Origin of the sequence: Stenotrophomonas sp. SBJS02 (genome assembly GCF_020428325.2) — a bacterium.
GTDB classification, from domain to species: Bacteria; Pseudomonadota; Gammaproteobacteria; order Xanthomonadales; family Xanthomonadaceae; genus Stenotrophomonas; species Stenotrophomonas africana.
The window spans coordinates 4450295-4471511 of sequence record NZ_CP109812.1 but is presented as its reverse complement, the minus strand read 5'-3'; the positions used below and the strand labels follow the sequence as shown (position 1 = coordinate 4471511).

At 62.1% G+C, this 21217-nt stretch carries 16 protein-coding genes and 2 pseudogenes; 9 read left to right on the top strand and 9 right to left on the bottom strand.

Going from position 1 to position 21217, the window contains the following annotated elements:
• Positions 1-49: 49 nt before the first annotated feature.
• The gene (locus FQS62_RS20655) at positions 50-1918 is read right to left on the bottom strand and encodes a hypothetical protein (RefSeq protein WP_208043434.1); all 1869 of its coding nucleotides are present in this window, start codon (positions 1916-1918) and stop codon (positions 50-52) included.
• 307 nt (positions 1919-2225) lie between these two features.
• Between FQS62_RS20655 and FQS62_RS20650 the strand changes: the two genes are divergently transcribed.
• Positions 2226-3149, top strand: a complete 924-nt coding sequence (locus FQS62_RS20650) for a hypothetical protein (RefSeq protein ID WP_208043433.1) — start codon at positions 2226-2228, stop codon at positions 3147-3149.
• Positions 3150-3271: 122 nt separating this feature from the next.
• Here the strand turns inward: FQS62_RS20650 and FQS62_RS20645 are convergent.
• From FQS62_RS20645 to FQS62_RS20630, 4 genes and pseudogenes are all read right to left on the bottom strand, one after another.
• A pseudogene (locus FQS62_RS20645) lies at positions 3272-4114 on the bottom strand (magnesium chelatase domain-containing protein); the annotation flags it as partial.
• A gap of 206 nt (positions 4115-4320) precedes the next feature.
• A pseudogene (locus FQS62_RS20640) lies at positions 4321-6995 on the bottom strand (XVIPCD domain-containing protein).
• Between the two features lie 41 nt (positions 6996-7036).
• Entirely contained in the window at positions 7037-7699 is a 663-nt protein-coding gene (locus tag FQS62_RS20635) for an imm11 family protein (RefSeq protein WP_208043430.1), read from the bottom strand.
• A gap of 191 nt (positions 7700-7890) precedes the next feature.
• Positions 7891-8247 (bottom strand): hypothetical protein, encoded by a 357-nt coding sequence (locus FQS62_RS20630; protein WP_208043429.1) that lies wholly within the window; start codon positions 8245-8247, stop codon positions 7891-7893.
• Between the two features lie 669 nt (positions 8248-8916).
• On the opposite strand from FQS62_RS20630, the gene FQS62_RS20625 reads away from it, so the two are divergent.
• From FQS62_RS20625 to FQS62_RS20610, 4 genes are all read left to right on the top strand, one after another.
• On the top strand, positions 8917-9519 hold the full coding sequence (locus FQS62_RS20625) for a DUF998 domain-containing protein (protein ID WP_208043428.1): 603 nt from the start codon (positions 8917-8919) through the stop codon (positions 9517-9519).
• Positions 9520-9574: 55 nt separating this feature from the next.
• Positions 9575-9940 carry a hypothetical protein gene (locus FQS62_RS20620; RefSeq protein ID WP_208043427.1) on the top strand — a complete coding sequence of 122 codons (366 nt, stop codon included), beginning with the start codon at positions 9575-9577 and terminating at the stop codon, positions 9938-9940.
• A 355-nt stretch (positions 9941-10295) separates the two neighbouring features.
• Positions 10296-12314, top strand: a complete 2019-nt coding sequence (locus FQS62_RS20615; protein WP_208043426.1) for an ATP-dependent nuclease — start codon at positions 10296-10298, stop codon at positions 12312-12314.
• Entirely contained in the window at positions 12311-14071 is a 1761-nt protein-coding gene (locus FQS62_RS20610) for a UvrD-helicase domain-containing protein (RefSeq protein ID WP_226053589.1), read from the top strand. Before FQS62_RS20615 ends, FQS62_RS20610 begins: the two co-directional genes overlap by 4 nt.
• Before the next feature lie 147 nt (positions 14072-14218).
• On the opposite strand, the gene arr is transcribed toward FQS62_RS20610, so the two are convergent.
• Entirely contained in the window at positions 14219-14653 is a 435-nt protein-coding gene (arr, locus tag FQS62_RS20605) for an NAD(+)--rifampin ADP-ribosyltransferase (RefSeq protein ID WP_208043425.1), read from the bottom strand.
• Positions 14654-14778: 125 nt separating this feature from the next.
• Positions 14779-15030, bottom strand: a complete 252-nt coding sequence (locus FQS62_RS20600; protein ID WP_049421110.1) for a ubiquinone biosynthesis accessory factor UbiK — start codon at positions 15028-15030, stop codon at positions 14779-14781.
• Positions 15031-15166: 136 nt separating this feature from the next.
• Here FQS62_RS20600 and FQS62_RS20595 point away from each other — a divergent pair, with 136 nt between their 5' ends.
• Positions 15167-15505 carry a P-II family nitrogen regulator gene (locus tag FQS62_RS20595; RefSeq protein WP_005411374.1) on the top strand — a complete coding sequence of 113 codons (339 nt, stop codon included), beginning with the start codon at positions 15167-15169 and terminating at the stop codon, positions 15503-15505.
• A gap of 247 nt (positions 15506-15752) precedes the next feature.
• On the opposite strand, the gene FQS62_RS20590 is transcribed toward FQS62_RS20595, so the two are convergent.
• Complete coding sequence (locus tag FQS62_RS20590; protein WP_208043424.1) at positions 15753-16412, bottom strand: RIO1 family regulatory kinase/ATPase domain-containing protein; 660 nt, start codon at positions 16410-16412, stop codon at positions 15753-15755.
• 436 nt (positions 16413-16848) lie between these two features.
• Here FQS62_RS20590 and FQS62_RS20585 point away from each other — a divergent pair, with 436 nt between their 5' ends.
• On the top strand, positions 16849-17754 hold the full coding sequence (locus FQS62_RS20585) for an aspartyl/asparaginyl beta-hydroxylase domain-containing protein (protein ID WP_046984214.1): 906 nt from the start codon (positions 16849-16851) through the stop codon (positions 17752-17754).
• Positions 17755-17872: 118 nt separating this feature from the next.
• Here the strand turns inward: FQS62_RS20585 and speE are convergent, their stop codons facing one another.
• Positions 17873-18727, bottom strand: a complete 855-nt coding sequence (gene speE, locus FQS62_RS20580; RefSeq protein ID WP_208043423.1) for a polyamine aminopropyltransferase — start codon at positions 18725-18727, stop codon at positions 17873-17875.
• Positions 18728-18918: 191 nt separating this feature from the next.
• On the opposite strand from speE, the gene speA reads away from it, so the two are divergent.
• Both speA and FQS62_RS20570 read left to right on the top strand, forming a co-directional pair.
• Positions 18919-20808, top strand: a complete 1890-nt coding sequence (gene speA, locus FQS62_RS20575) for an arginine decarboxylase (RefSeq protein WP_226053588.1) — start codon at positions 18919-18921, stop codon at positions 20806-20808.
• Positions 20809-20851: 43 nt separating this feature from the next.
• Positions 20852-21172, top strand: a complete 321-nt coding sequence (locus FQS62_RS20570) for a DUF6122 family protein (protein ID WP_005411369.1) — start codon at positions 20852-20854, stop codon at positions 21170-21172.
• Positions 21173-21217: the final 45 nt, after the last annotated feature.

The window sequence follows — 21217 nt, the reverse complement described above, 5'->3', positions numbered from 1 at the left end:
AAAGCGCTGTGGCTTGTAAGAGCGCTGCGAAGTGGCGTGCATGTCATTCTTAGGCTTCTCCCACACCGGCCGCACGTAGCAGAACTCGCTTGACGGCACCTAGGTTCAGGCCGGTTATGACCTTGCCTTTGCCCTTTTTGCTCGCTCGTTTCGTGTGCTTGGCGGCCGTGGCGCATGGTTCGGTCGAAACAGAGGCCGATGCAGCTTTATCAGCGACATCGCTGGCTGCGCTTGGTGCACTGACCGTGGGCTGATGCTCATACACGTAGGCGTGCTGGAAAAGGGTCGCATTGGCTGGAGGCGGTTGATCAGCGACAGCGTATCGAGCAATGGACGCAAGGTTGCGGCCCTCCTTCTCGGAGATGTTGCGCAGCATACCGTCGATGATCGAATCAGCTAGCGAATCATGAATGTTCGCTAGGATCGGAGAGCGCATCCCGGCCTCAGATGAACGCAGCTCAATTTCGGTCCAGTAGAGGATGTGTTCGCCCATGACGATGCGCAACACAAGAGCTGCACGTGGCCGGGGGCGCACTCGAGGGTCGACGATGAACCAGCCACGCGTGGGTAGCCTGCCGCTGCGACTTTCGCCCTTACGTAGCTCGTTGGGGAGGAAGTTCCAGCACGAGGCTTCGCCTCGCTCTTGTCGCTGACTCGCGTCGACTGGCCCAAAGATGGTGAAGCTGGTGATGAATTTCTCTTCTTCCAGGTCCTTCAAAGCCTTCTCGATGCGCGCAAAGGATGCGGCACCCGGGTGCACTATCGATCGAACCGTCACTTTCCCAGGGTTGTTGGTCTGTCCGCTATTGGGACCGGTAGAGCCTTGGCTGGACTCATCGCCGTCGTCCGATCCGCTTTTCGGCTCTCCAGTTGGGGAGATGTGGCTAGACTTGGTCTGTGTCCTGACACGGGGCTCCTCCAACCACTCGATTGCGCTTGTATCGAAGCCCTGGAAGCCCTTGTTCGGATCGGCGTCCACCCCGGATTGGATTTGGTGCTGGCTATTGCCGCGGCGCTCAGATCTGCCTCCCCGTGACCGCCCTGGGTCTTGCGTGCCATTCGTGCTCTCGTGACCGCTGTTCTCCCGCTCATCCTCGATATCAGGTGTGCGTTCTGGGAGCGTCCAGCCTGCAATGTGCGTAGCCAGGAACGTTTCGGATCCCTTCATACGGTTGCCCTTGAGAAGGAATCCCCGCAGCTTCATCCGGAACGGCCCCAGTTCGGGATCCCAAGGGATGCGGCCTGACGCATGCCAGGGAGCGAACCGATTCAGGCCCCGCTCCTTAAGTGCTAGGGTGTGGATCAGGTTTGCACTTTCCTGTGCGTAGGGACTATGCGCAAAGAACGCCATCATGGGCGCATGCATCTTCAGTACGTGAGTACGCACGACCACCTTCCATGTCCCTGTCTCCCGACAGATCGCTGTCTCGAGGCCATTGTCCAGCTTTCTGAAGACGATCAGCGCGTCCTTCTGAGCATCCCAGTCGCCCTTGCCGGCGACATTTACCATGTAGGAGTCCGGATAGTAGAAGGACTGCTCGATCAGTGTCCTTGGAATGACAATGTCCAGATCCGTGCCTTTGTGGCGAACTCGCCGCACGATGCACCTTGAGCCGTCATAGGCTCGGAATGGCAGTTCGTACTGGGACGGGTTGAGTAGCCTGAAATTGTACTTGTCCGCCCAACCCGCGGGTTTCTCAAGATTGTCACCTAGTAGTACCTCTTTCATTAGGCCTTCCCCGCCGGGCATGTTCAGCGTCAGGGTGGTCGAGGGTAGGTCACCAACGCGGCGACCGGACTGGTAGACATGTCCGATGCGAATCGCAGGCAGCGAGCTTGCATCCAGCAGCTCGGTGCGGAAGACCGGCGGTGAGTCCTTATCCTTGGCCAGAAGTTGGCCAACATCGACCTGGGACATTCCGCGCACCGACTTCGCGTCTAGCCCCGGCAGCCGCTGCAGGAGTACTTCTACGCTTGCGGATCTGCTGAGCTCATGCATCTGCCGATGCTTGTCGTACCACTTCACTACCCAAAGATGGTCATCGGCTGGAAATCTTAGAAACTGCATTTCTACTGGCTTTAGTGCGCACTGTCGGCCACCTTAACGCAGTAGCATCATTAATTGCAGGACCGCAGTAAGGTTCAAGTTTTTGACGCAACGTCGGCAAATTGACGCTTCGCGTGGGTGCATCGAATGAACAGAAGATCCAAAGGAGGCTGGTTCCATGGAAACTATCTACAACTTCTATCTGTACTTTGACCCCGCTGATCGTTGTGAGCGCGTCGGCTACGTCACGTACGAGCTCACTGGCGATGACGAGGAAGGAGGGCGCTTTCTGCAAAAGCACCTGAAGGGTGACCTCCAGCGCGCTACCAAAGTGAAGCTGTCCAGCTCGTTTACCAGGCACGAGTTCAATGCCAGCTGTCGACTGGGCAGTGAGCGCGAGCTCCTCGCTGAAGCGATGGCGCATGCTGGTGCAACTGAGGGCGCTCTGGCGTTGATCACCCCTGTCGTGAATCGCCAAGTCAAGTTCAATCACGCTGCTGTCAGCGGTCAGTTCGATGTTGACAATGCTGCGGCAGCTGCCGGTGAGCACGGTCTAATGGTTGACTGGCTCAGAAAGTACTCGACCCAGGATGGCTTTCGATTCACGGACTTGATTCACGACGACTACTTCATTGCGATCAAGCTGACTTACAACGGCGGGCTGTTCGTGTCGTCGATGAAGCTCTTGTTGAGCTGTATCGACAGCTTGGCCTACGTGGAGTTCGGCGATCTCCGTGAACCGCCGTCCTTCGTGCGTTGGCTGAATGAGTACGTTGATCTAGTGCCGCTAGGGATCACTGCCGAAGAGCTGTGGGAGCTGCGGAATGGACTGCTCCATATGTCCAACATCAATTCGAGCAAAGTCCGGCAGAGAAATGTCCGCTGTGTCTCGTTCCGCGTAGGTCAGTCGCAAGTCAAACTGCCTGATACCGGAAGCATCTTCTATTTCGAGTTCATCGGCCTGATCAACGCCCTCAGCCAGGGATTGGAGCGCTGGGCTCACAGCTATGAACTGGATCGAGAGAAGTTTGCCACGTTCGTCGAACGGTACGACGAGACGGTTTCAGACATTCGGGTTGCCGCCATCCAGATCAAGAACTAGGAACGCCGAAACGAACCGTTGCAGGTAGGAAGGTCCAGAATTGACCGCGAACTCTTAGCTGACGGGGTTTGCGAGCGGTAGCGCCGTTAGCTGTACTGTCGCTAGGTTAGCTGTAATTGACAGCCGCCACCCACCAGCGCCGCCGCGCTCGCACTGTGGTGGGGAGAACGGAACGGCCGTTGCCGCCAGCGCCGCGGGTCCAGCCCTTCACCACTCACCGAGGCAATCGCGGCCAGCTGCAGCGCCTCTGCTTCCTCGGTGTCCGGCAGCAGGCTGGGCAAGCGCGAAGCCAACAGCGTCTTGCCGCAACCAGGGCTACCGATCAGTAATAGGTGGTGTCCACCCGCAGCGGCGACCTCCAACGCACGCCGTGCGTGCGCCTGCCCGCGCACGTCGGCCAAATCGGGCAGCGGTAACGGCGTCGTGTCCACGCGCTCTACGGGCGGCAGCAGGCGTGGGTTCCCCAACCCAGCGCAGCATTCCAGCAGCGTGCGCGCCACTCGCACATCAGCGTGCTCGGCCAGAGCTGCTTCTGCCGCATTCCCGGGTGGCACCACCAGAATGCGCCCTGCCTCTGCCGCCGCAATCGCGGCCGGCAGCGCACCGGCCACCGGCCGCAGTTCACCGGTCAGGCCAAGCTCGCCCAGGAATTCGTACTGAAGCAGCGACTGCGGATCAACCTGGCCGCTGGCCGCTAGAATGCCCAGTGCAATGGCCAGGTCGTAGCGGCCGCCTTCCTTGGGCAGGTCGGCCGGCGCGAGATTCAACGTGATGCGCCGCTGCGGAAAGTCGAAGCGCGCGCAGAGCAGGGCGGCACGCACGCGCTCGCGCGACTCGCGTACGCTGGTCTCGGCCAAGCCCACGATCTGCGTGGCAGGCAGGCCGCCAGAGAGGTGTACTTCCACCCGCACCAGTGGGGCATCGACCCCGGCGCGGGCACGGCTGTGGACCAGCGCCAGGCTCATGTGTGGGTTCCTGCGAAGAGACGCTTGATGGTGCGGCAGGTGCTCTGCGGGGAGCTATCGGGAATTGCTGGTGAAGTGGCTAGGAGGATTCCGACAGGTGCCTGGAGCCAGCCTTCTTCCTTCGCGGCAACCAGTCTCTGCAACGTGAGCGCCGGAACTCGCCCGGTATCAAGTGGATCGACGTTGATCAGCCAGAACCGCTGCCATCAGCCCATCCGCGGCCCCTGCCGGCTCTCTTCCTGCTGCCGCTCCTGCGCTTGCGCCAGCTGCTGCGACTGCTCCCGGTCCTGAGCGCCGAGGCTCCGGTTGGCCGCTGCATACTGCTGCTCCGGTGCGATCGCCAGGGCGTCCTGTGTTGGCATCTGCACCCGGTTGGCGGCGGGGTCCGAGGACGCGCCCGGCCCGGAGCGCGTCACGAACAGCGTGGTACCCGCAGCACGGGTTTCGGTGGCTTCACTCAATGCCATGTCTACTGTGTCGCCGGGCTTGAACCCGGCTTCTGCCGCAAGCCGGTAGGCGCTGGCCAGCAGGCGGTCGCTGCTCTGGTCCCACGGCTTGTTGTTCCTTTCATCCAGCATGGCTACCGAGGAGCGCAACTGCTCCAGCAGCCCGCTGCCACCTGGGCGCAGGGCTGTGCTGTGGTGCCGGTCTACGTCAGCGTCGCGCTGCGTGGCAGGCCTGGAGGTGTGTGGCGAAGGTGTGTCCGGTGCGACGCCCGCAGGTTGCTGCTCTTGTTCTGAGGTCGTGCGCCGCACGTGTGCCTGAGCAATCTCCTCTGGCGTGGTGACGGAAACGATCTGCATGCGCTCGTCAACTTTCCCAGCCAGTGTGGCCAGCGAGCCATCCTTCTGTACCTGCAGCGTGAACGTGCCGAAGTCGGGCACGGCGCGTGCGTGATCCTGGGCAACGGCGGCTACGGCGTCATCAATCTCTTCGGCACTGCGCACAATGCCGGCACTACGGTAGGCGTCCACCACCTGGCTGCGCAGGCCGTACTCGGTCGGCGTGGGGTTGGCCCGGGCGATGTCGGCCATGGACGTCAGCTCCTGTACGCCGGCCTGCTGGCTCTGGCGCGTACGATTGAGCTCCTCGATGATGCTGCCCTCGGCCGGGTTGGTGCCATACACCCAACCCGGCGTTTGCCACTGCCCGTTGGCGTCCTGTGTGTACTTCTCGCCGTTGGAGGCGCGCAGGGGCTGCGTCTGGGTCAGCGCGTTGGTGATCACCTCCGGTACCGGCTCAATGGTGGCGAACTCGTGCCAGTTGTACTGGTTGAACGCCACCTGGTAACGCGCGGCGAGCGCCTCGGGCGTGTTTGCGGCGTTCTGGGCAATGATGCGCTGCGATTCCCGTTCCAGTTGGCCGGACTTTTCCGCGCCGACGGGCACGCTGTAGTCAAAGGGGACGCGTCCATCAATCATTGAGTGGATGGAGAGGTTCCATTCGCCGTTGTGCGGATTGCGCACGTAGTGGCGGTTGGTTTCAAACGGCTCGCGCGGCGGCGTGCTCTCGCCGCCTGCATCGAGCTTGAAGGGGCTCTGCGGCCTGGGCAGGTTGGCCATGCCCAGTGAATATGAGTCGTTGGCGGCTTTGTAGTTCAGCTCGTCCACCAGCCGGCCACCGGCGACCATCGTGATCTCGCGGTAGCTTCCGTCGGGCTGCGGTGTGCGCACGCTGCGGCTCCAGGTGCCCTCTGAATCCTCCGGGTCGCGGCTCCATTCGTTACCACTGCGGTCCACCTGGGTGTAAACGGCTTTCTTGTCCTGGTACTGGGCCCAGTACTCACCGGCGAAGCCGCCGGCCACGCCGCCCAGCAGTCCGGTAGCCAGCGCACCTGGCCCGGTCCACGAGCCGGTAACGACTCCGTACCCTGCGCCCAACAGGAAGCCGCCGCCAAAGCCGCCCGCGGTGCGCCCCACGAAGTGGGTGGCCGCAGATTTTGCGCCGGCGTCGTTGCCCTCGCTGCGCAACTCGGCACGCGGTGGCCGGTGATGGCGAAGTCCACGGCCAGTGCGGCGACACCCGCGGCCCCGAGTACGCGGGCGCCGGTAATCTTTCCGCGCGCGGCGGCAGCTTCGGCGGCACCTTCTGCAGCGCCCGCTCGCCCTGCAGAGCCAGCCAGTTCCGGAGCCGTGCTTGCCGGGCCAGGGCGCACGATGGTCAGTGGCATTTCCGGGTTGAACGCTGTGCGCACGCGGACGGCGGTGTGCTCGGTCAGCGGCAGGCGACCGCCCTGGTTGGCCTCCTGAATCGCGGTGCCCATCGATGCGCGGCCACCCCAGCGCTCGCTCAGGGTCGAGTTGCCGGGTTCGTCGATGGCATCCAGCGCCGCCTTCACGTTGGCTTCGGACTGGGTGACAGCGCGCCAGCGCAACTCGGAGGGGTTGAGGGTCTTCAGTTCCGCAATCTGCGCGGCGTGGGTGCGCTGGTAGCCGTCCAGATCGGAGAAGAAGGTGCGGATCTTGGCGTTGGCTTCCGCCGCGGTCATGTTCTCGGGCGTGTTGGTGACCAGGTCGCCGTTGAGGATGCCGGCGCGAAGGGTGTATTCCAGGTTCTGGATGCGGGCACCCATACGCTCGACGGCGGCAGCGCGCACATCCGGCGGAGAATCCTTCGCCAGCAGGGTTCGGCCATCGTAGGTTTCCGTGAGGTCCTCGAGAACGAACTTCAGTTGATCCGTGTACGCACTCAACGGGCCGCCTGAGTGTGGCGAAATACCCAGGCGGGTTGCCAGCGCGGGGTTCGCGGGCAGGTTGAGAATGTTGTCGGGTCCGTGGAGCGTGAAATGCCCGCTTCTGGCAAGCGACCTCAGCAGCTGGCTTTGTTCGAACGCATTCTGTTCGATCAGATGGTGTCCCTGAAAAACCGGTGTGTCGGCCATGCGCACCACCTCGTTCAAGAATCCGTTTGAAGGAGCTCGTCTTAGAGATCGGCTACATCGCGCAGCCGTACGCCGGAAAAGTTGGCCGCAGTCAATGCATCAAACATCGCGCGGTCGCAGATGGGCGGTGCGCCCATGCGATCCTGGCGGAAGATATGGGAATCGCCCACAACGTCCTGCTTGAACACCAGGCTGGCTCCGCCGGCAAGGCTGTAAAGCTTCTCGTCCTCGCCGGTCTGATAATTGTGGTCGAGCTTGATTCTCACGCGGGACGAGGCTTCATCCAGGGCATCGCGCCTGCGCAGCACATTGCCCAGGTAGTACTGAGGGCCGGGGCTGCCGTCGGCAAGGCTGAAGTCGCAGGCCACAAAGGCAAACGCTTCGGGGTCCACCCGCTCAAACAGCTGCTTCAACGGCTCAGAGACAATCCAGATGCCAGCGAGCTCTTCCAGATCGCGTGGCATTGCGCCCTTCTCAGGTACATGAACCAGGTGGGGACGCTCCGGATACTGGTCTGGCGTTCCGTCAGGACGCGAGACGACATTCATCCCCGGATCGATCAGCTTCTCTTCGTTGGCGATCTCTATACCGGGAACCCTGCCGTTGCCCAGGAGGCCGGCGTCGATCAGGAAGAATTCGCCCTTGTGAGATGCGGCTTCGGTTGAAACTTCAGTGGCGGTCGATTCGGTCACGGGGGCGTCCATCTATGGATGCGGGGGCAGAACGGGAAAGCCGTTGGACCGATGCTAGCTGGGCTTCAGTGCAGCCACAAGTTGCGCCGAAACGGTGCCCGATTCGCGTGAATCCCGAGAAAGTTCGGAACAATGCACAAGCGGGCGCTGCGATTCATTCATCACCCCGCACGCAGGCAGAAAACCCCGCGCCACAAGCGCGCTCAGTCCTTGGGGCGCATCCGTTCGGGGATAAACGCGGTCAGCGCGAGATCGGCCATCACCAGCCCCTCCATCACCCGGTCGCCCACGTACTGCTCCGGCTCGCCGTTCTGGCGCGTGCGCTCGGCCGCCAGCAGGATCTCCTGCACGATGCGTTGGCCGGTGAGCGCGCAGTCGGCGTCGGACAACTGCATCTGCCGGCTGCGCAGGTGATGCCGCTCGGGCCAAGGCTGTCCGTCGGCCGCAGCGCCCGCGCCGATGGCGTGCAGGATGGCGATGAGGCTGTTCGGGTCCGGGGCTGGAGCGTTCGAGCGCGCTTCCTGGATGGGGCGCGGGGGAGGGGAGTGCGGTGTGGTCATGGCGGGCTCCGTGCATGCAAGCGGAAGCCGCCACCGATAAAGGTGGCGGACAGGGCGTGGCTCGAAAACCGGTTGCTAGACAAAGCCGGCGGGTACAAGACCCCCACGCCCCGCCCGCCATAGCCGGCAGACGGATTGCCAGCCGGCACCACGCGAGGTGATGCCGGCTGGCAAGCGCAAACTTACGTCTAGCAATCCGGGTTTTCGAGTCCCGACCACCGATGCACGGTGGCACAGTAACGATTACCTGCTGTTGTGCGGAATGCCAATGGGTAGGGGGCAATGCCGCCAAAACCCGAGACGCTTTTGGCATTGTCGCATAGCGTCGGAACAGGCGAGAGCCTTGGCGTGCTGGGCGGAACGGCACTTCTGGAACGGAGTCGTCAGAACCTTCCGTCAGAGACGCAAGGCACGGCAAATGCGACAGCATTGGTCCGATGGCAATGTGTGATCGCCCGTACGATGGAACCGGTGCGACGGCCGCTGATGAGTGCCGCGTACTTCGCCTCCATGCATGAGTGACTTTCTGCCTATTGACCCCACAGGGCGTCACGCAGAATCTGACTACCGTTGTAGTCACTCCGAACCTGTCCTGCACGGAGCAGGAGGGTTCTGCAGCGTTCGACTGGATTCCACCCACTGGCGCAGGCCAAACAAGGACCACTTTACGTGTCACGCCGCAATCGACTTCTACTGTCTGCGGGTCTGGTCCCGCTTCCGTGGTTCCTGTTCTGGACCAGCGTTGCCTCCGTGTTCGCGCCGGGCTACAACCCGCTTGCACAGCACGCCAGCGAGCTGCTGCAGGCACCAACGCTTGCAAGCATCTGCGCCAGGATTGCTCCCATCGGCTGCGGCGTGGGCTTCGTGGCGTTTGCCATCGGGGTATGGCGGGAGTCCGGTCGCCGGATTGCCGTAGGCGCGATCTGCTGGATGATCTTTGGCGTCTCCATGCTGACCAACGGGCTCTGGCCCATGGGCCATCCGATGCACGGCTTCTACACCATTGGTATCGCCAACATCATTGCACCGGCGATGTCGCACATCGAATTGAGCGCGTGGTCGGCCAACCGAAGGGCGTACGCCGTGACTGCTGTGGTGAGCGTCGCGGGCATCGTCTATCTCTGGTTGAACGTGGTGGGAGCGGACCCGGAGGGGTTCAGGGGGCTGACCCAGCGCGTGTTCTCATCGATCAACTCGCTGTGGCCATTCCTAGTTGCGTTGTATCTGCTGCGCAGGGGTTCAAGCGCGCTGAAGGCGCAGCCGGCGCTTTGATGGAAAGGCATGCAGGCACATGGACGACCATTGAGCGTGTGAGGTTGAGAAGGGGATGAAGATTTTTCGCCGTCAGCTGATCTACGTTCAAGTGCATCAGGACCACTTCGTTGCGCGCGTGGTGGGTGGAGACAGGCGCATCCGTCGCCAGTGTCATGCCCTTGGCAATCGCGCGGGTCCGATCAAAGACTTCTCCACTCTCCGGCCCCAGCTCAAGGCGATCTTTTCGGAACTCCTGCCTGGGTTCTCTCTCGTCAAGCCGTGGGGGATTCTGCACTTTGATCCGGTTGAGTACCCGGTTACGAAGGAGGAACTGGCGGGATTCCAGAAGGCTGCCATGCAAAGCGGCGCGAGCTTCTGCTTTCTCTCCACGTGGGAGCAGCGGCACGAAGACAGGGATCTGTTGGAGATGTTCAAGTAGGGTTCGGCCCGATACTTCGTTATAGGCCACGCAGATTCGTGGGCCGGTTCGAGGCACTGCGAGAGTCCCCTCTTGGCCGGAAGAAGACATCAGCGGCAAGAGGGATACTTGGCGTACGGGAGGCGACTGGATCCGATCCAAAGACGATATCCCCGTGAGTGCACGCTCCGCACTATAGTATGCGGTTCGGTTTATACCTCGGCTTGTTAGTCCGGTCCAGCCATCCTAAGATCGAGGGCAGCGGGGCGTAATGAGACCCAAGGAGGACATCATGGTATTAGGATTGACGATTCTCGAGATGCCAAAATAATAGATTTAACCCGCGTCTCATTGCACGGTTCAGGGGGAATCGGACATGTACCTCAAGCAAATCGAAGCTAAGAATTTCAGACTGCTTTACGACGCCCAGTTACTTCTCGAAAGCCGAACCACCGTCATCGTCGGACGCAATAACAGCGGCAAGACATCGCTAACTGAAGTGATGAAGCGCCTTCTGTCCGATGCGTCACCCTCTTTTTTTCTAGAGGACTTTTCGTTCTGTTGCTACGACCAGTTCTGGGATTCCCATCTTCGAAAATCCAACGGCGAGGACGAGGCCGAGATAAGGAAGATCTTGCCTGCGATAGAAGTCCGACTTCGCTTTTCGTACGAGGAGGATGAGCATCTCGGTCTGCTCGGCGAGCTGGTCGTCGACCTTGACCCGGAATGCACGGAAGCCTTGGCCATCGTCCGATACGCGCTCAAGGACGGGAAGCTGCCCGAACTGTTCGGCGACTTTGCGGAGACGGACGAGGATGAGAGGCCGGAATTTTTCCGCCTCCTCCGTGAGCGAATTCCGTCACTTTACGAGACTACCTTTGTTGCCGTCGATCCGAACGATGAAACTAACGAGAAAAGCATCGAAAGGTCGACGCTGAGGAAACTGTGTGTCGGTGGCTTCATCAGCGCACAACGGGGACTGGATGACGCGAGTCAGAAAGAGCGCGTGGTCATCGGCAAGGTGCTGGAGAACCTGTTCTCGACAGCCAAGAGCAACACCGACGACGCGGACAGCCACGCCATCGCCCAGGAACTCGAGATCGCGGTCAAGTCCATTCAGGACAAGATCGGCGACGACTTCAACGAGAAGCTCGACCAATTGCTTCCGGCTTTGTCGCTATTTGGGTATCCGGGCCTCAACGCCCCCAAGCTCCTGACCGAAACTACTCTCGACGTTGCCAAGCTTTTAACCAACCACACGAAGGTCCGGTATACCGGATCCAATGGCATCCATCTTCCCGAAGCCTACAACGGTTTGGGAACACGAAATATCATCCTGATTCTCCTGCAGCTCCGGGAGTTCTTTAAGCTCTTTCTTGCGATGGAGCCCAGGCCCTCGGTGCACCTCATTTTCATAGAGGAGCCTGAAGTCCACCTGCATCCGCAGATGCAGGAAGTCTTCATCCGAAAGATCGCGGACATCGCATCGGCGTTCAATCAGGAAACCGGCGAATCGTGGCCCGTGCAATTCGTCGTTTCGACGCACTCCTCCCATGTCGCCAATGAAGCACACTTCGAGACGATCCGGTATTTCCTAGCCTCGGCGAACAAGAATGGCACCATCAGCACCAAGGTTAAGGATCTCAGGAAGGGGCTGGCCGAAAAACCTGAACCAGATCGCACCTTCCTTCATCAGTACATGACCCTCACCAGATGCGATCTGTTCTTCGCGGACAAGGCGGTCCTGATCGAGGGCACAACGGAGAGACTGCTGCTTCCAAGAATCATCAGCATGTTGGACAAGGATCTAGCGGAGGGAACGAAGCTCGGTAGCCAGTATCTCTCCGTCGTCGAGGTCGGCGGCGCCTACGCACACATCTTCTTCGACCTCGTCAATTTCCTTGAACTCCGGACCTTGGTCATCACTGACCTCGACAGCGTGAAGGCCAATGGCGCCGGCAAGCTCGTGGCCTGCCAGGTGTCGCAAGGGGACAAGACCAGCAATGCCTGCCTGAAGTCCTGGTACGAAAACAGTGGCATCACCCCGACGGAACTGTTGGTGGCCGATGAAGCAGCCAGGACCAAAGGTCTGTTGCGGCTCGCGTATCAGTGCCCTGAAGCCGAGACAGGTCCTTGCGGTCGCAGCTTCGAGGACGCGTTCATGCTGGCAAACCCTGAGATCTTCCCATTGCCGGGGCCCGGCGCGCAGGAGAGGGAAACCCAGGCCTGGGAAGAAGCGAAAGAGGTGAAAAAATCCAAGTTCGCACTCGAGCTTGCCCTGTCTGATGGCGACTGGAACATCCCACGCTACATCCGGAGCGGGTTGACATGGCTTGCTGAAGGCGACCCGCCGCCTGTGCCCGCGCCACCCAACGATGCGGAAGTGGTTGCATGAATGCTATTCCCGAAGCCAGCCCCGCACTGATCGCCGCGCGGGAAGCGGAGGCGGCTGTCGCACAGTGCTTGCAGGACCACCGGAGCTTCCTGCTCGAAGCAGGCGCCGGCGCAGGCAAGACTTATTCGCTGGTAGAGGCGCTCAAGCATCTCATCGAATACGAGGGCCCCAAGCTGCGAAGGAACCACCAGCGCATTGCTTGCATCACCTATACCAATGCAGCCGCGGCTGTTATCAACAGCCGTATCGACAGCAACCCGCTGGTCTTCGTCGGCACCATTCATGCGTTCTGTTGGTCGTTGATGAGGAAGTTCCAGCGCGCGCTGAGGTCACTGGTCGCGGCGATGCCTGAGTGGGAAGAGAAGTTGGCCGAGGCGGACGGAATCGGTAGCCGGATTGTCGAGTACGAGCTCGGCTACCGCCGCGTCACCGCAGAGACCGTCACCCTGCACCACGACGACGTTCTGGCGCTAGTGGTCTCTCTGCTCCCGAACGTGAAGTTCCAGACACTTCTTGCGCAGCAGTATCCATTCGTATTGATAGACGAATACCAGGATACGGACATAGCGGTGATGACTAGCATTAGCGAGCATCTGTTCGGACGCGCGGCCGGCCCGATGATCGGTTTGTTCGGCGACCACTGGCAAACCATCTTTGATAAGACATGCGGCCACGTCGCCCATGTAGCGCTGACGGAAATCGGTAAGAGGTCGAACTTCCGCTCATCGACCAAGATAGTCGACGTTCTGAACAAGATGAGGCCAGAGCTGCCACAAGCGGTGAAGGACGAGGGTTTCATTGGCTCGGCGATCGCATTCCATACCAACGCCTGGCAAGGCGCACGCCGATCCGGCGCAGGGGGCGGACACTGGAAAGGCGATCTCCCTGCCGAGGCAGCCCATGCCTATTTAGCGACGCTAATCAAGAAGCTGGAATCGGACGGCTGGAACCTGGCTCCTCAGCGAACCAAGGTTCTCATGCTCACCCACAACGTCCTCGCTTCGGAGCAGGGCTACGATTCGATCGCCAAGGCTTTTCCCTACACGGACCAGTTCATAAAGAAGGAGGATCCGCTCATCGCGTTCTTTTGCGACGCGCTCGAGCCCGCATGCGCGGCGTTCCAACATAAGCGCTTCGGGGAGATGTTCTCGTTGCTGGGCGGCTCGACGTCTGCGGTTTCTTCGCATGCGGACAAGGTCGCGTGGTCCTCCTCGATGGAGGGACTCGCCAAGATCCGGCTCGCGGAAACCATTGGCCAAGTGCTGGACTACATGATCGAGCATGCGCATCCACCGCTGCCTGACGCCGTGCTTGGGGTGCTTGGCGAGGCCGATGAATGGCATGGCGAGGAAGGGGAGGAGCCGCCACGCCGGATCCAGCAGACCCGACAGTTGCGGGACGTTCCCTACAGGGAAGTCATCGCCTTGGACAGGTTTATCGACGGTCATACTCCGTTCGCTACCAAGCACAGCGTGAAGGGAGACGAGTTTGAGAATGTCCTGGTCGTTCTCGGACGCGGCTGGAACAAATACAACTTTGACCAGTTCTTGCAATGGTCGACCGAAGGAGTCCCGGCCGGCAAGCAGGATGCATTCGAGAGGAGCCGCAACCTGTTCTATGTGTGTTGTTCCCGTCCGACAACGCGCTTGGCGCTGCTCTTCACACAGGAGCTTTCCGACGTGTCACTGGCAACGCTCGACAACTGGTTCAACGGGGCGACCGAACCAGCTCCCGCACCACAGGAGGACCGACCATAGCCCCTGCCAAGAGTTCAGCTGTAGAGTCAACGGAAGAAATCCTAAAAGGGTTGCGCTCCCAATTTCCGCATCTGGCCGAAAGTGGACATCGTTCGACGACCTGCTGCATTGATCTTCCGTCAGCCAAAGCGTGGGTGTCTCCTTCCCTCAATTGATGATCTCCCCACTTCCCGAAGCAACAAACGCCTTCAACTGCCGAACGAACTCCGGGTCGTAGAGCTCCCACTCCGCAATCTCCCCAACCACCCGCAACGGCTCCGCACTCCGATACGATCGCGTCGGGTTCCCGGGAAACTTCTTGTTGGTCACGTTCGGATCGTCCTCGAACGGCCCGGTCGGCTCCACCACATACACGCGCGGCCGCCCCTCACCGCGAGCCATCTCCGCAGCCAACCCAGCGCCTTTGGCAATGGTGGTGAAGTAGATGTGGTTCATCATCACGCTGTCGCGATAGTTGGACCGGAACCCTGCACTCAGCAACTCGCCCACCGCCAGGTCAGCGCGGGTGCCGTGGTAGAACGGCCCGGCGACCTGGTTGCAGGTGTCATGCGAAACGGGTGTCCATTCGGTGTCCTGCGCCATCGGCACTGCCCCTGCGTGTCCTGCCGGATCGACAGGCCGGCGAGTCTAGGGCGCCCGGTGGGTCTTGCTGCAAGGCCCCATCCGGGAAATACTCTGTAGTGGGAGGCGCGGTGCGCCTCCTTTTTTCATTCTGCGGCGCCGCGCCCTTCCAGCTCGCGCACGGCGGTTTCCAGCGCGTCCAGCTTCTGGCGGGTCTTCAGCAGCACGGCGCGCTGCACTTCGAACTCCTCGCGGGTGACCAGGTCGAGTTTGGCCAGGCCGGCCTGCAGCGCGCTCTTGAAGGTGGCCTGCAGTTCCTCGCGCGATTCGCGCAGGCCCGGCGGCACCAGGTCGCTGAGGCGACGGGCGAGGTCATCGATGTGGTTCAGGTCGATCATGGGGTGCTCCGTGGGGTAGGGCGGGCCGTGCAGGCCACAAGGATACTGCTGGGCCGGGCGCCCGCACAGGCATGGGCTGTTTCGCACTGGGCGTGTTCAGGCGCTATCCTCCACGCCGGAAGACAGGAGATAGACGATGAAGATGGTCATGGCGGTGATCAAGCCGTTCAAGCTCGACGACGTGCGCGAAGCGCTGGCCGAGCGTGGGGTCACCGGGATCACGGTGACGGAAGTGAAGGGCTTTGGTCGCCAGAAGGGCCACACCGAGCTGTACCGTGGCGCGGAGTATGTGGTCGATTTCCTGCCGAAGGTGAAGCTGGAAGTGGCGGTGACCGATGACCAGGTGGAGGCCGTGGTTGAGGCCATCGTGAAGGCGGCCGGCACCGGCAAGATTGGTGACGGCAAGGTGTTCGTGTACGACCTGGGCAGCGTGGTGCGTATTCGTACCGGTGAGCTGGACGCGGACGCGTTGTAAGCGCGCCGCGGGCTGTCGGCGCACGACAGGGATGCCGGGGTGCGACGAGGTAGAGTCGACTGTTAGTCGACTTGCGCGCGCAGCGCGGGGTTTTCCGGCTTCGGAACGAAGAGCAGTCGACTAACAGTCGACTCTACCTGGTCGGGCGCACGCAGCCGCCGAGGCATCATCCCCGTCGGGGCATCCAGCCCCAACGACGTTGTCCCATCCCATCGGGCGATCCATCGCCGCCCAAAAGACACGACACCTACCGCCGCTTCGCCCACTTATAGAACCGCTTCCAGCCCTGGCGCACGGCGGCGACCCAGCCTGGGTCGGCCACCAGTGCGGCCTGCGCGGCACTCGGGGCCTGGCCGGTCACGCGCTGGCGGATCTTCAGCAGGTTCTTCATGTCGCTGCGGCGCATCTGCCGGCTCAGCGGGCCGCGGCGCAGCCAGCGGGGTACGCGCCAGGCCGAGGTGAAATCCAGCAGCACCGGCACGCCGCCACTGACCACCACATTGGTGCCATGCAGGTCGTTATGGGTAATGCCGGCGGCGTGCAAACGGCTGAGCGCGTGCTGCAGCTGCTCGAATACTTCATTGCCGACGGCCTGCGCAGTGCTCAGGGTCTGGCCGGGGATGAACTCCATGCCCAGCGCCAGGCCACCGAGGGTGCCGAGCAGCGCGGGGGCATGCTTCCAGCCGCCGAGGCGCTGCAGCATGCGGGCTTCACGTCGCACCATCAGTCGCGCGATCAGTGAAACGGGAGTGCCGCGGTAGCGGGAATAGTCCTTGATGACCGCCTCGCGCCCGTCCAGGCAGGTGCGATAGACGTCGGGGGCCAGGAAGCGTTCGCCGCGCTTGAGTAGCAGCGGGGTGGCGGCGTCGCCGCCGCAGGAGGAGGGGGGCAGAGCAGGAAGATACATGTCGGGGTCTCGGACGACCCGGTGGGTGGCGCAAAGCGTCAAGCGAACCGGTGTTACAGGGAGTTACTAAGTTTTCGTTAATTTTAGTACTCGTCAGTTCGCTATTCCACGATTTGTCGGAGAAATGTCGGGGTCGTGGCTGGAACAGTTCGTCACGCCGAATCGGACAATTACGTCTCACTTGTTGGAGTGGGCCTTTCAGATCAGGCAGTTGTGCCTTCCTGACGTCCATTCATTCGCGTTCCGCTGAACGCCATGCACGCCCGGCTTGACCCCGACGCACGGCCTGCCGACCATAAGCTGTTGATTCGCGACATCGGCGGCCGCCCCTCTCCGGCACGTCCCCGTCCCCTGCCGCGGTCCCCTCCGGTGCTGGCCGTCCGGCCGTGCATCGCCCTGATTCCCGTTCCGGCTGCGGCTGGAGGAAAGTGCTTTGATCATCAAAATCGTCATTGCAGCGCTGTTCGTCGCCTGCGTGCTGTACATCCACTTCCGTGGAAAGGTCCGCGCGCGCTGGTCGCGCCAGCTGCTGGACCACTCCAGTTTCATGGCCCCGATCAACGTGGTCATGTACATGTTCTCGAAGGTGCCGACCACGCCGTTCCTGGACCCGGCCAAGGAGTTCCCGCAGCTGGAGCCGCTGCGCCAGAACTGGCAGATGATCCGCGACGAGGCGCTGGCGCTGCGCGATGCGCAGAAGATCGCTGCGTCCAGCACGTTCAACGACGCCGGCTTCAATTCGTTCTTCCGCCGTGGTTGGAAGCGCTTCTACCTGAAGTGGTATGGCCCGTCACACCCGTCGGCGAAGGCGATGTGCCCGAAGACCACGGCGCTGCTGGAGTCGCTGCCGGACGTGCGTGCGGCGATGTTCGCGCAGCTGCCGTCGGGCAGCGAGCTGCGCCCGCACCGCGATCCGTTCGCCGGTTCGCTGCGCCTGCACCTGGGCCTGGCCACGCCGAACAACGACGGCTGCTACATCGAAGTGGACGGCATCAAGAAGAGCTGGCGCGATGGCGAGTGGATGATGTTCGATGAGACCTACATCCACCATGCGCATAACGAGACGCCCGATGATCGCGTGATCCTGTTCTGTGACATCGCCCGCCCGCTACACTTCGGCCTGCCGGGCCTGTTCAACCGCGCGGTCGCGGCCACGCTGTTGGCCGGCGGCGCCTCACCGAACCTGCCGGGTGACCCGACCGGTGGCGTCAACAAGGCCTTTGGCAGCGTCTACAAGGTGCGCCTGAAGGCCAAGGCACTGCGCGAGCGCAGCGTGGTGGCTTACCAGGTCATCAAGTGGGGCTTGGTGGTGGCGGTGATTGCCGGTATCTGGGCGCTCTGATCGTTACATGAGGTTGCCGGGCATGGCCCGGCGCTACCGGAAAACGAAAAAACCCGCGCTGTCGCCAGCGCGGGTTTTTGCTTTGGTAGGTGCCAACCTTGGTTGGCACGCTTTCCGATCAGCCCTTCAGTGCCGCCTGCACGAACGGCGGGGTCACCAGCACGCCGGTGTGCAGCGCGGCGGTGTAGTACAGGGTCTCGAAGGTCTTGGCGGCCGAGTCGGCCTGGCGGAAGTCGAAGCTGCTTTCGCCCTTGCGCGCCAGCGTCACGCTCCACCAGCCGGTGGGGTAGCACGGCTGCGGGAACGGCAGGGTCTTGAACGAGCCGAAGCCGGCCTTGCCCATCTCGGTGCGCATTTCGTTGATCAGCTGCAGCTGCATCAGCGGCGATTCGGACTGCTGCACCAGGATGCCGTCGTCCTTCAGGGCCTTGAAGCAGCTTGCGTAGAAGGCCTTGTTGAACAGGCCTTCACCCGGGCCGACCGGATCGGTCGAGTCCACGATCACCACGTCCACGCTGCCGGCCGGGCAGTTGGCCATGTAAGCCACGCCGTCGTCGAACAGCAGCTCGGCGCGTGCGTCGTCGTTGGAATCGCACAGTTCCGGGAAGTGCTTGCGCGCCATCACCGTGACCTGCTCGTCGATATCGCACTGGGTCACGCTCTCCACGCCCTTGTGCTTGAGCACTTCGCGCAGGGTGCCGCAGTCGCCGCCGCCGATGATCACCACGCGCTTGGGCGCGGCGTGAGTGAACAGCACCGGGTGGCTGATCATCTCGTGGTAGAAGAAGTTGTCCTTGCTGGTCAGCATGATGGCCCCGTCGATGGTCATCAGGTTGCCCCAGTCGGTGGTCTGGAAGATCTCGATCTTCTGGAACGGCGACTGCACCTCGTCCAGCTTGCCGGTGATGCGGTAGCCGATGGCCGAGCCCGTGCGCTCGAAGTGTTCGATGTACCAGTTGTTGCTGTCAGTCATTGGAAAACAGTCCTGTTCGGAGGGGTGAAGCCGGGCTGGCGGGCGGGGCCGCGTGGCACAGATGCCACATCCGGACGGATCGGCCCGTTCAGGTTGGAACCTGCCACGGGCGCGGGCGCGCATGATAACGAACCTGTGGGCATATAGGCGTTATCATGCCCCCCCTTTTATTGCCAACAAGGCCGACTGCAATGACCGATTGGTCCCTCGACCAAGCCCGCAAGACCTACTCGATCCCGCATTGGGCGGACGGTTACTTCGACGTGGATCAGGCCGGGCACATGGTAGTGAGACCGACCGGGGCAGACGGCCCGGTGGTGTCGCTGCCCAAGGTGGTGGACGCGGCCCGTGCGGCCGGTGCCAAGCTGCCGCTGCTGGTGCGCTTCCCGGACATCCTGGGCCAGCGCCTGGGCAAGCTGCAGGCGGCCTTCACCCAGGCCCGCGCCGATTGGGATTACGCCGGTGGCTACACCGCCGTCTATCCGATCAAGGTGAACCAGCACCGCGGTGTGGCCGGCACCCTGGCCAGCCATCACGGTGAGGGCTTTGGCCTGGAAGCGGGCAGCAAGCCGGAACTGATGGCGGTGCTGGCGCTGTCGCGCCCGGGCGGCCTGATCGTCTGCAACGGCTACAAGGACCGCGAGTACATCCGCCTGGCCCTGATCGGCCGCAAGCTGGGCCTGCAGACCTTCATCGTCATCGAGAAGCCGTCCGAGCTGAAGCTGGTGCTGGAAGAATCCAAGGCGCTGGATGTGAAGCCGGGCCTGGGCGTGCGCATGCGCCTGGCCTCGCTGGGCGCTGGCAAGTGGCAGAACAGCGGTGGCGACAAGGCCAAGTTCGGCCTGTCGCCGCGCCAGCTGCTGGACCTGTGGAAGTCGCTGCGCGATACCGAATACGCCGACTGTCTGAGCCTGCTGCATTTCCACATGGGCTCGCAGATCTCCAACGTGCGCGACATCGCCAACGGGATGCGCGAAGCCACCCGCTACTTCGTCGAACTGTCACAGCTGGGCGCGAAGATCACCCATGTGGACGTCGGCGGCGGCCTGGGCGTGGATTACGAAGGCACCCGTTCGCGCAGCTTCTGCTCGATCAACTACGGGCTGCATTCGTATGCCAGCAACATCGTGCAGCCGCTGGCCAATGCCTGCGAAGAACACGGCCTGCCCCCGCCGCGCATCGTCACCGAGTGCGGCCGCGCGATGACCGCGCACCATGCGGTGCTGATCGCCAACGTGTCTGAAGTGGAACAGGCGCAGGAAGGCCGCGTGCCGGACCAGCACGACGACGAGCCGGCTTCGATCCGCCACCTGCGCGAGATCCACGAGGAACTGGACGTGCGCCCGGCGGTGGAACTGTTCCAGGAAGCCCAGCATTTCCACGCCGAAGGCCTGTCCAGCTATGCGCTGGGCCAGATCGACCTGCCGCAGCGTGCGCGCATCGACGATCTGTTCTACGCCATCGCCCACGGTGTGCGTGCGCGCCTGAGCTATGACGAAAAGAGCCACCGCCCGGCGCTGGACGAACTGAACGAGCGCCTGGTCGACAAGTACTTCGTCAACTTCAGCGTGTTCGAATCGATTCCCGATGCGTGGGCGATCGACCAGGTGTTTCCGATTGTGCCGATCGAGCGCCTGAACGAGACGCCGGACCGTCGCGGCATCATCGCCGACATGACCTGCGATTCCGATGGCATGGTCAAGACCTATGTCGAGAACGAAAGCCTGGACAGCTCGCTGCCGCTGCACGCGATCAAGCACGGCGAGAGCTACCGCATCGGTTTCTTCATGGTCGGTGCCTACCAGGAAATCCTCGGCGACATCCACAACCTGTTCGGCGATACCGACGCGGTGGAAGTGCTGGCCGATGCCGATGGCTACGCCATCACCCAGCAGCGCCGCGGCGATACCACCGACGTGATGCTGGACTACGTGGGCTACAAGCTGGATGACCTGCGTGCGGCCTATGCCGAACGCGTGGCCTCGGCCGACCTGTCGCCGGAGCGCGCGCAGGAACTGTCCGAAGCGCTGGAAGCGGGCCTGACCGGCTACACCTACCTGTCCGACGAACCGCTGGTCTGAGGTAAACGGGAGCGCTGGGCATGGCCCGGCGCTACCGGCCCTGATGAGCGCCCGCGCGATCTTCCACCTGTTCCTGCATGCCGCCGTGCCAGCGTTGCTGGCATGGCTGTTCTGGCGCAAGCGCTTCGCCTCGGCGTGGTTGCTGATGCTGCTGGGCTGGATCATCGATCTGGACCATCTGCTGGCCGACCCGATCTATGCACCGAACCGCTGCAGCATCGGTTTCCACCCGCTGCACACCGCACCGGCGATTGCGGTCTATGCCGGGCTGTGCGTGCCGAAGAAAACGCGATTGTTCGGCATCGGTTTGATCATCCACATCGTGCTGGACGCGATTGACTGCTGGTGGATGCATCACCGTTGATGCATGGGTGGATGCCGACCTTGGTCGGCGCTTTTGATGCGTGTC

Bases quoted from the DNA above. Each gene is read 5' to 3' on its own strand.
- FQS62_RS20655 (WP_208043434.1), bottom strand. From the start codon at position 1,918: ATGTCCCAGGTCGATGTTGGCCAACTTCTGGCCAAGGATAAGGACTCA.
- speA (WP_226053588.1), top strand. From the start codon at position 18,919: ATGACCGATTGGTCCCTCGACCAAGCCCGCAAGACCTACTCGATCCCG.
- FQS62_RS20635 (WP_208043430.1), bottom strand. From the start codon at position 7,699: ATGGACGCCCCCGTGACCGAATCGACCGCCACTGAAGTTTCAACCGAA.
- FQS62_RS20590 (WP_208043424.1), bottom strand. From the start codon at position 16,412: ATGTATCTTCCTGCTCTGCCCCCCTCCTCCTGCGGCGGCGACGCCGCC.
- FQS62_RS20620 (WP_208043427.1), top strand. From the start codon at position 9,575: ATGAAGATTTTTCGCCGTCAGCTGATCTACGTTCAAGTGCATCAGGAC.
- FQS62_RS20595 (WP_005411374.1), top strand. From the start codon at position 15,167: ATGAAGATGGTCATGGCGGTGATCAAGCCGTTCAAGCTCGACGACGTG.
- FQS62_RS20650 (WP_208043433.1), top strand. From the start codon at position 2,226: ATGGAAACTATCTACAACTTCTATCTGTACTTTGACCCCGCTGATCGT.
- FQS62_RS20600 (WP_049421110.1), bottom strand. From the start codon at position 15,030: ATGATCGACCTGAACCACATCGATGACCTCGCCCGTCGCCTCAGCGAC.
- FQS62_RS20610 (WP_226053589.1), top strand. From the start codon at position 12,311: ATGAATGCTATTCCCGAAGCCAGCCCCGCACTGATCGCCGCGCGGGAA.
- speE (WP_208043423.1), bottom strand. From the start codon at position 18,727: ATGACTGACAGCAACAACTGGTACATCGAACACTTCGAGCGCACGGGC.
- FQS62_RS20570 (WP_005411369.1), top strand. From the start codon at position 20,852: ATGAGCGCCCGCGCGATCTTCCACCTGTTCCTGCATGCCGCCGTGCCA.
- FQS62_RS20615 (WP_208043426.1), top strand. From the start codon at position 10,296: ATGTACCTCAAGCAAATCGAAGCTAAGAATTTCAGACTGCTTTACGAC.
- arr (WP_208043425.1), bottom strand. From the start codon at position 14,653: ATGGCGCAGGACACCGAATGGACACCCGTTTCGCATGACACCTGCAAC.
- FQS62_RS20630 (WP_208043429.1), bottom strand. From the start codon at position 8,247: ATGACCACACCGCACTCCCCTCCCCCGCGCCCCATCCAGGAAGCGCGC.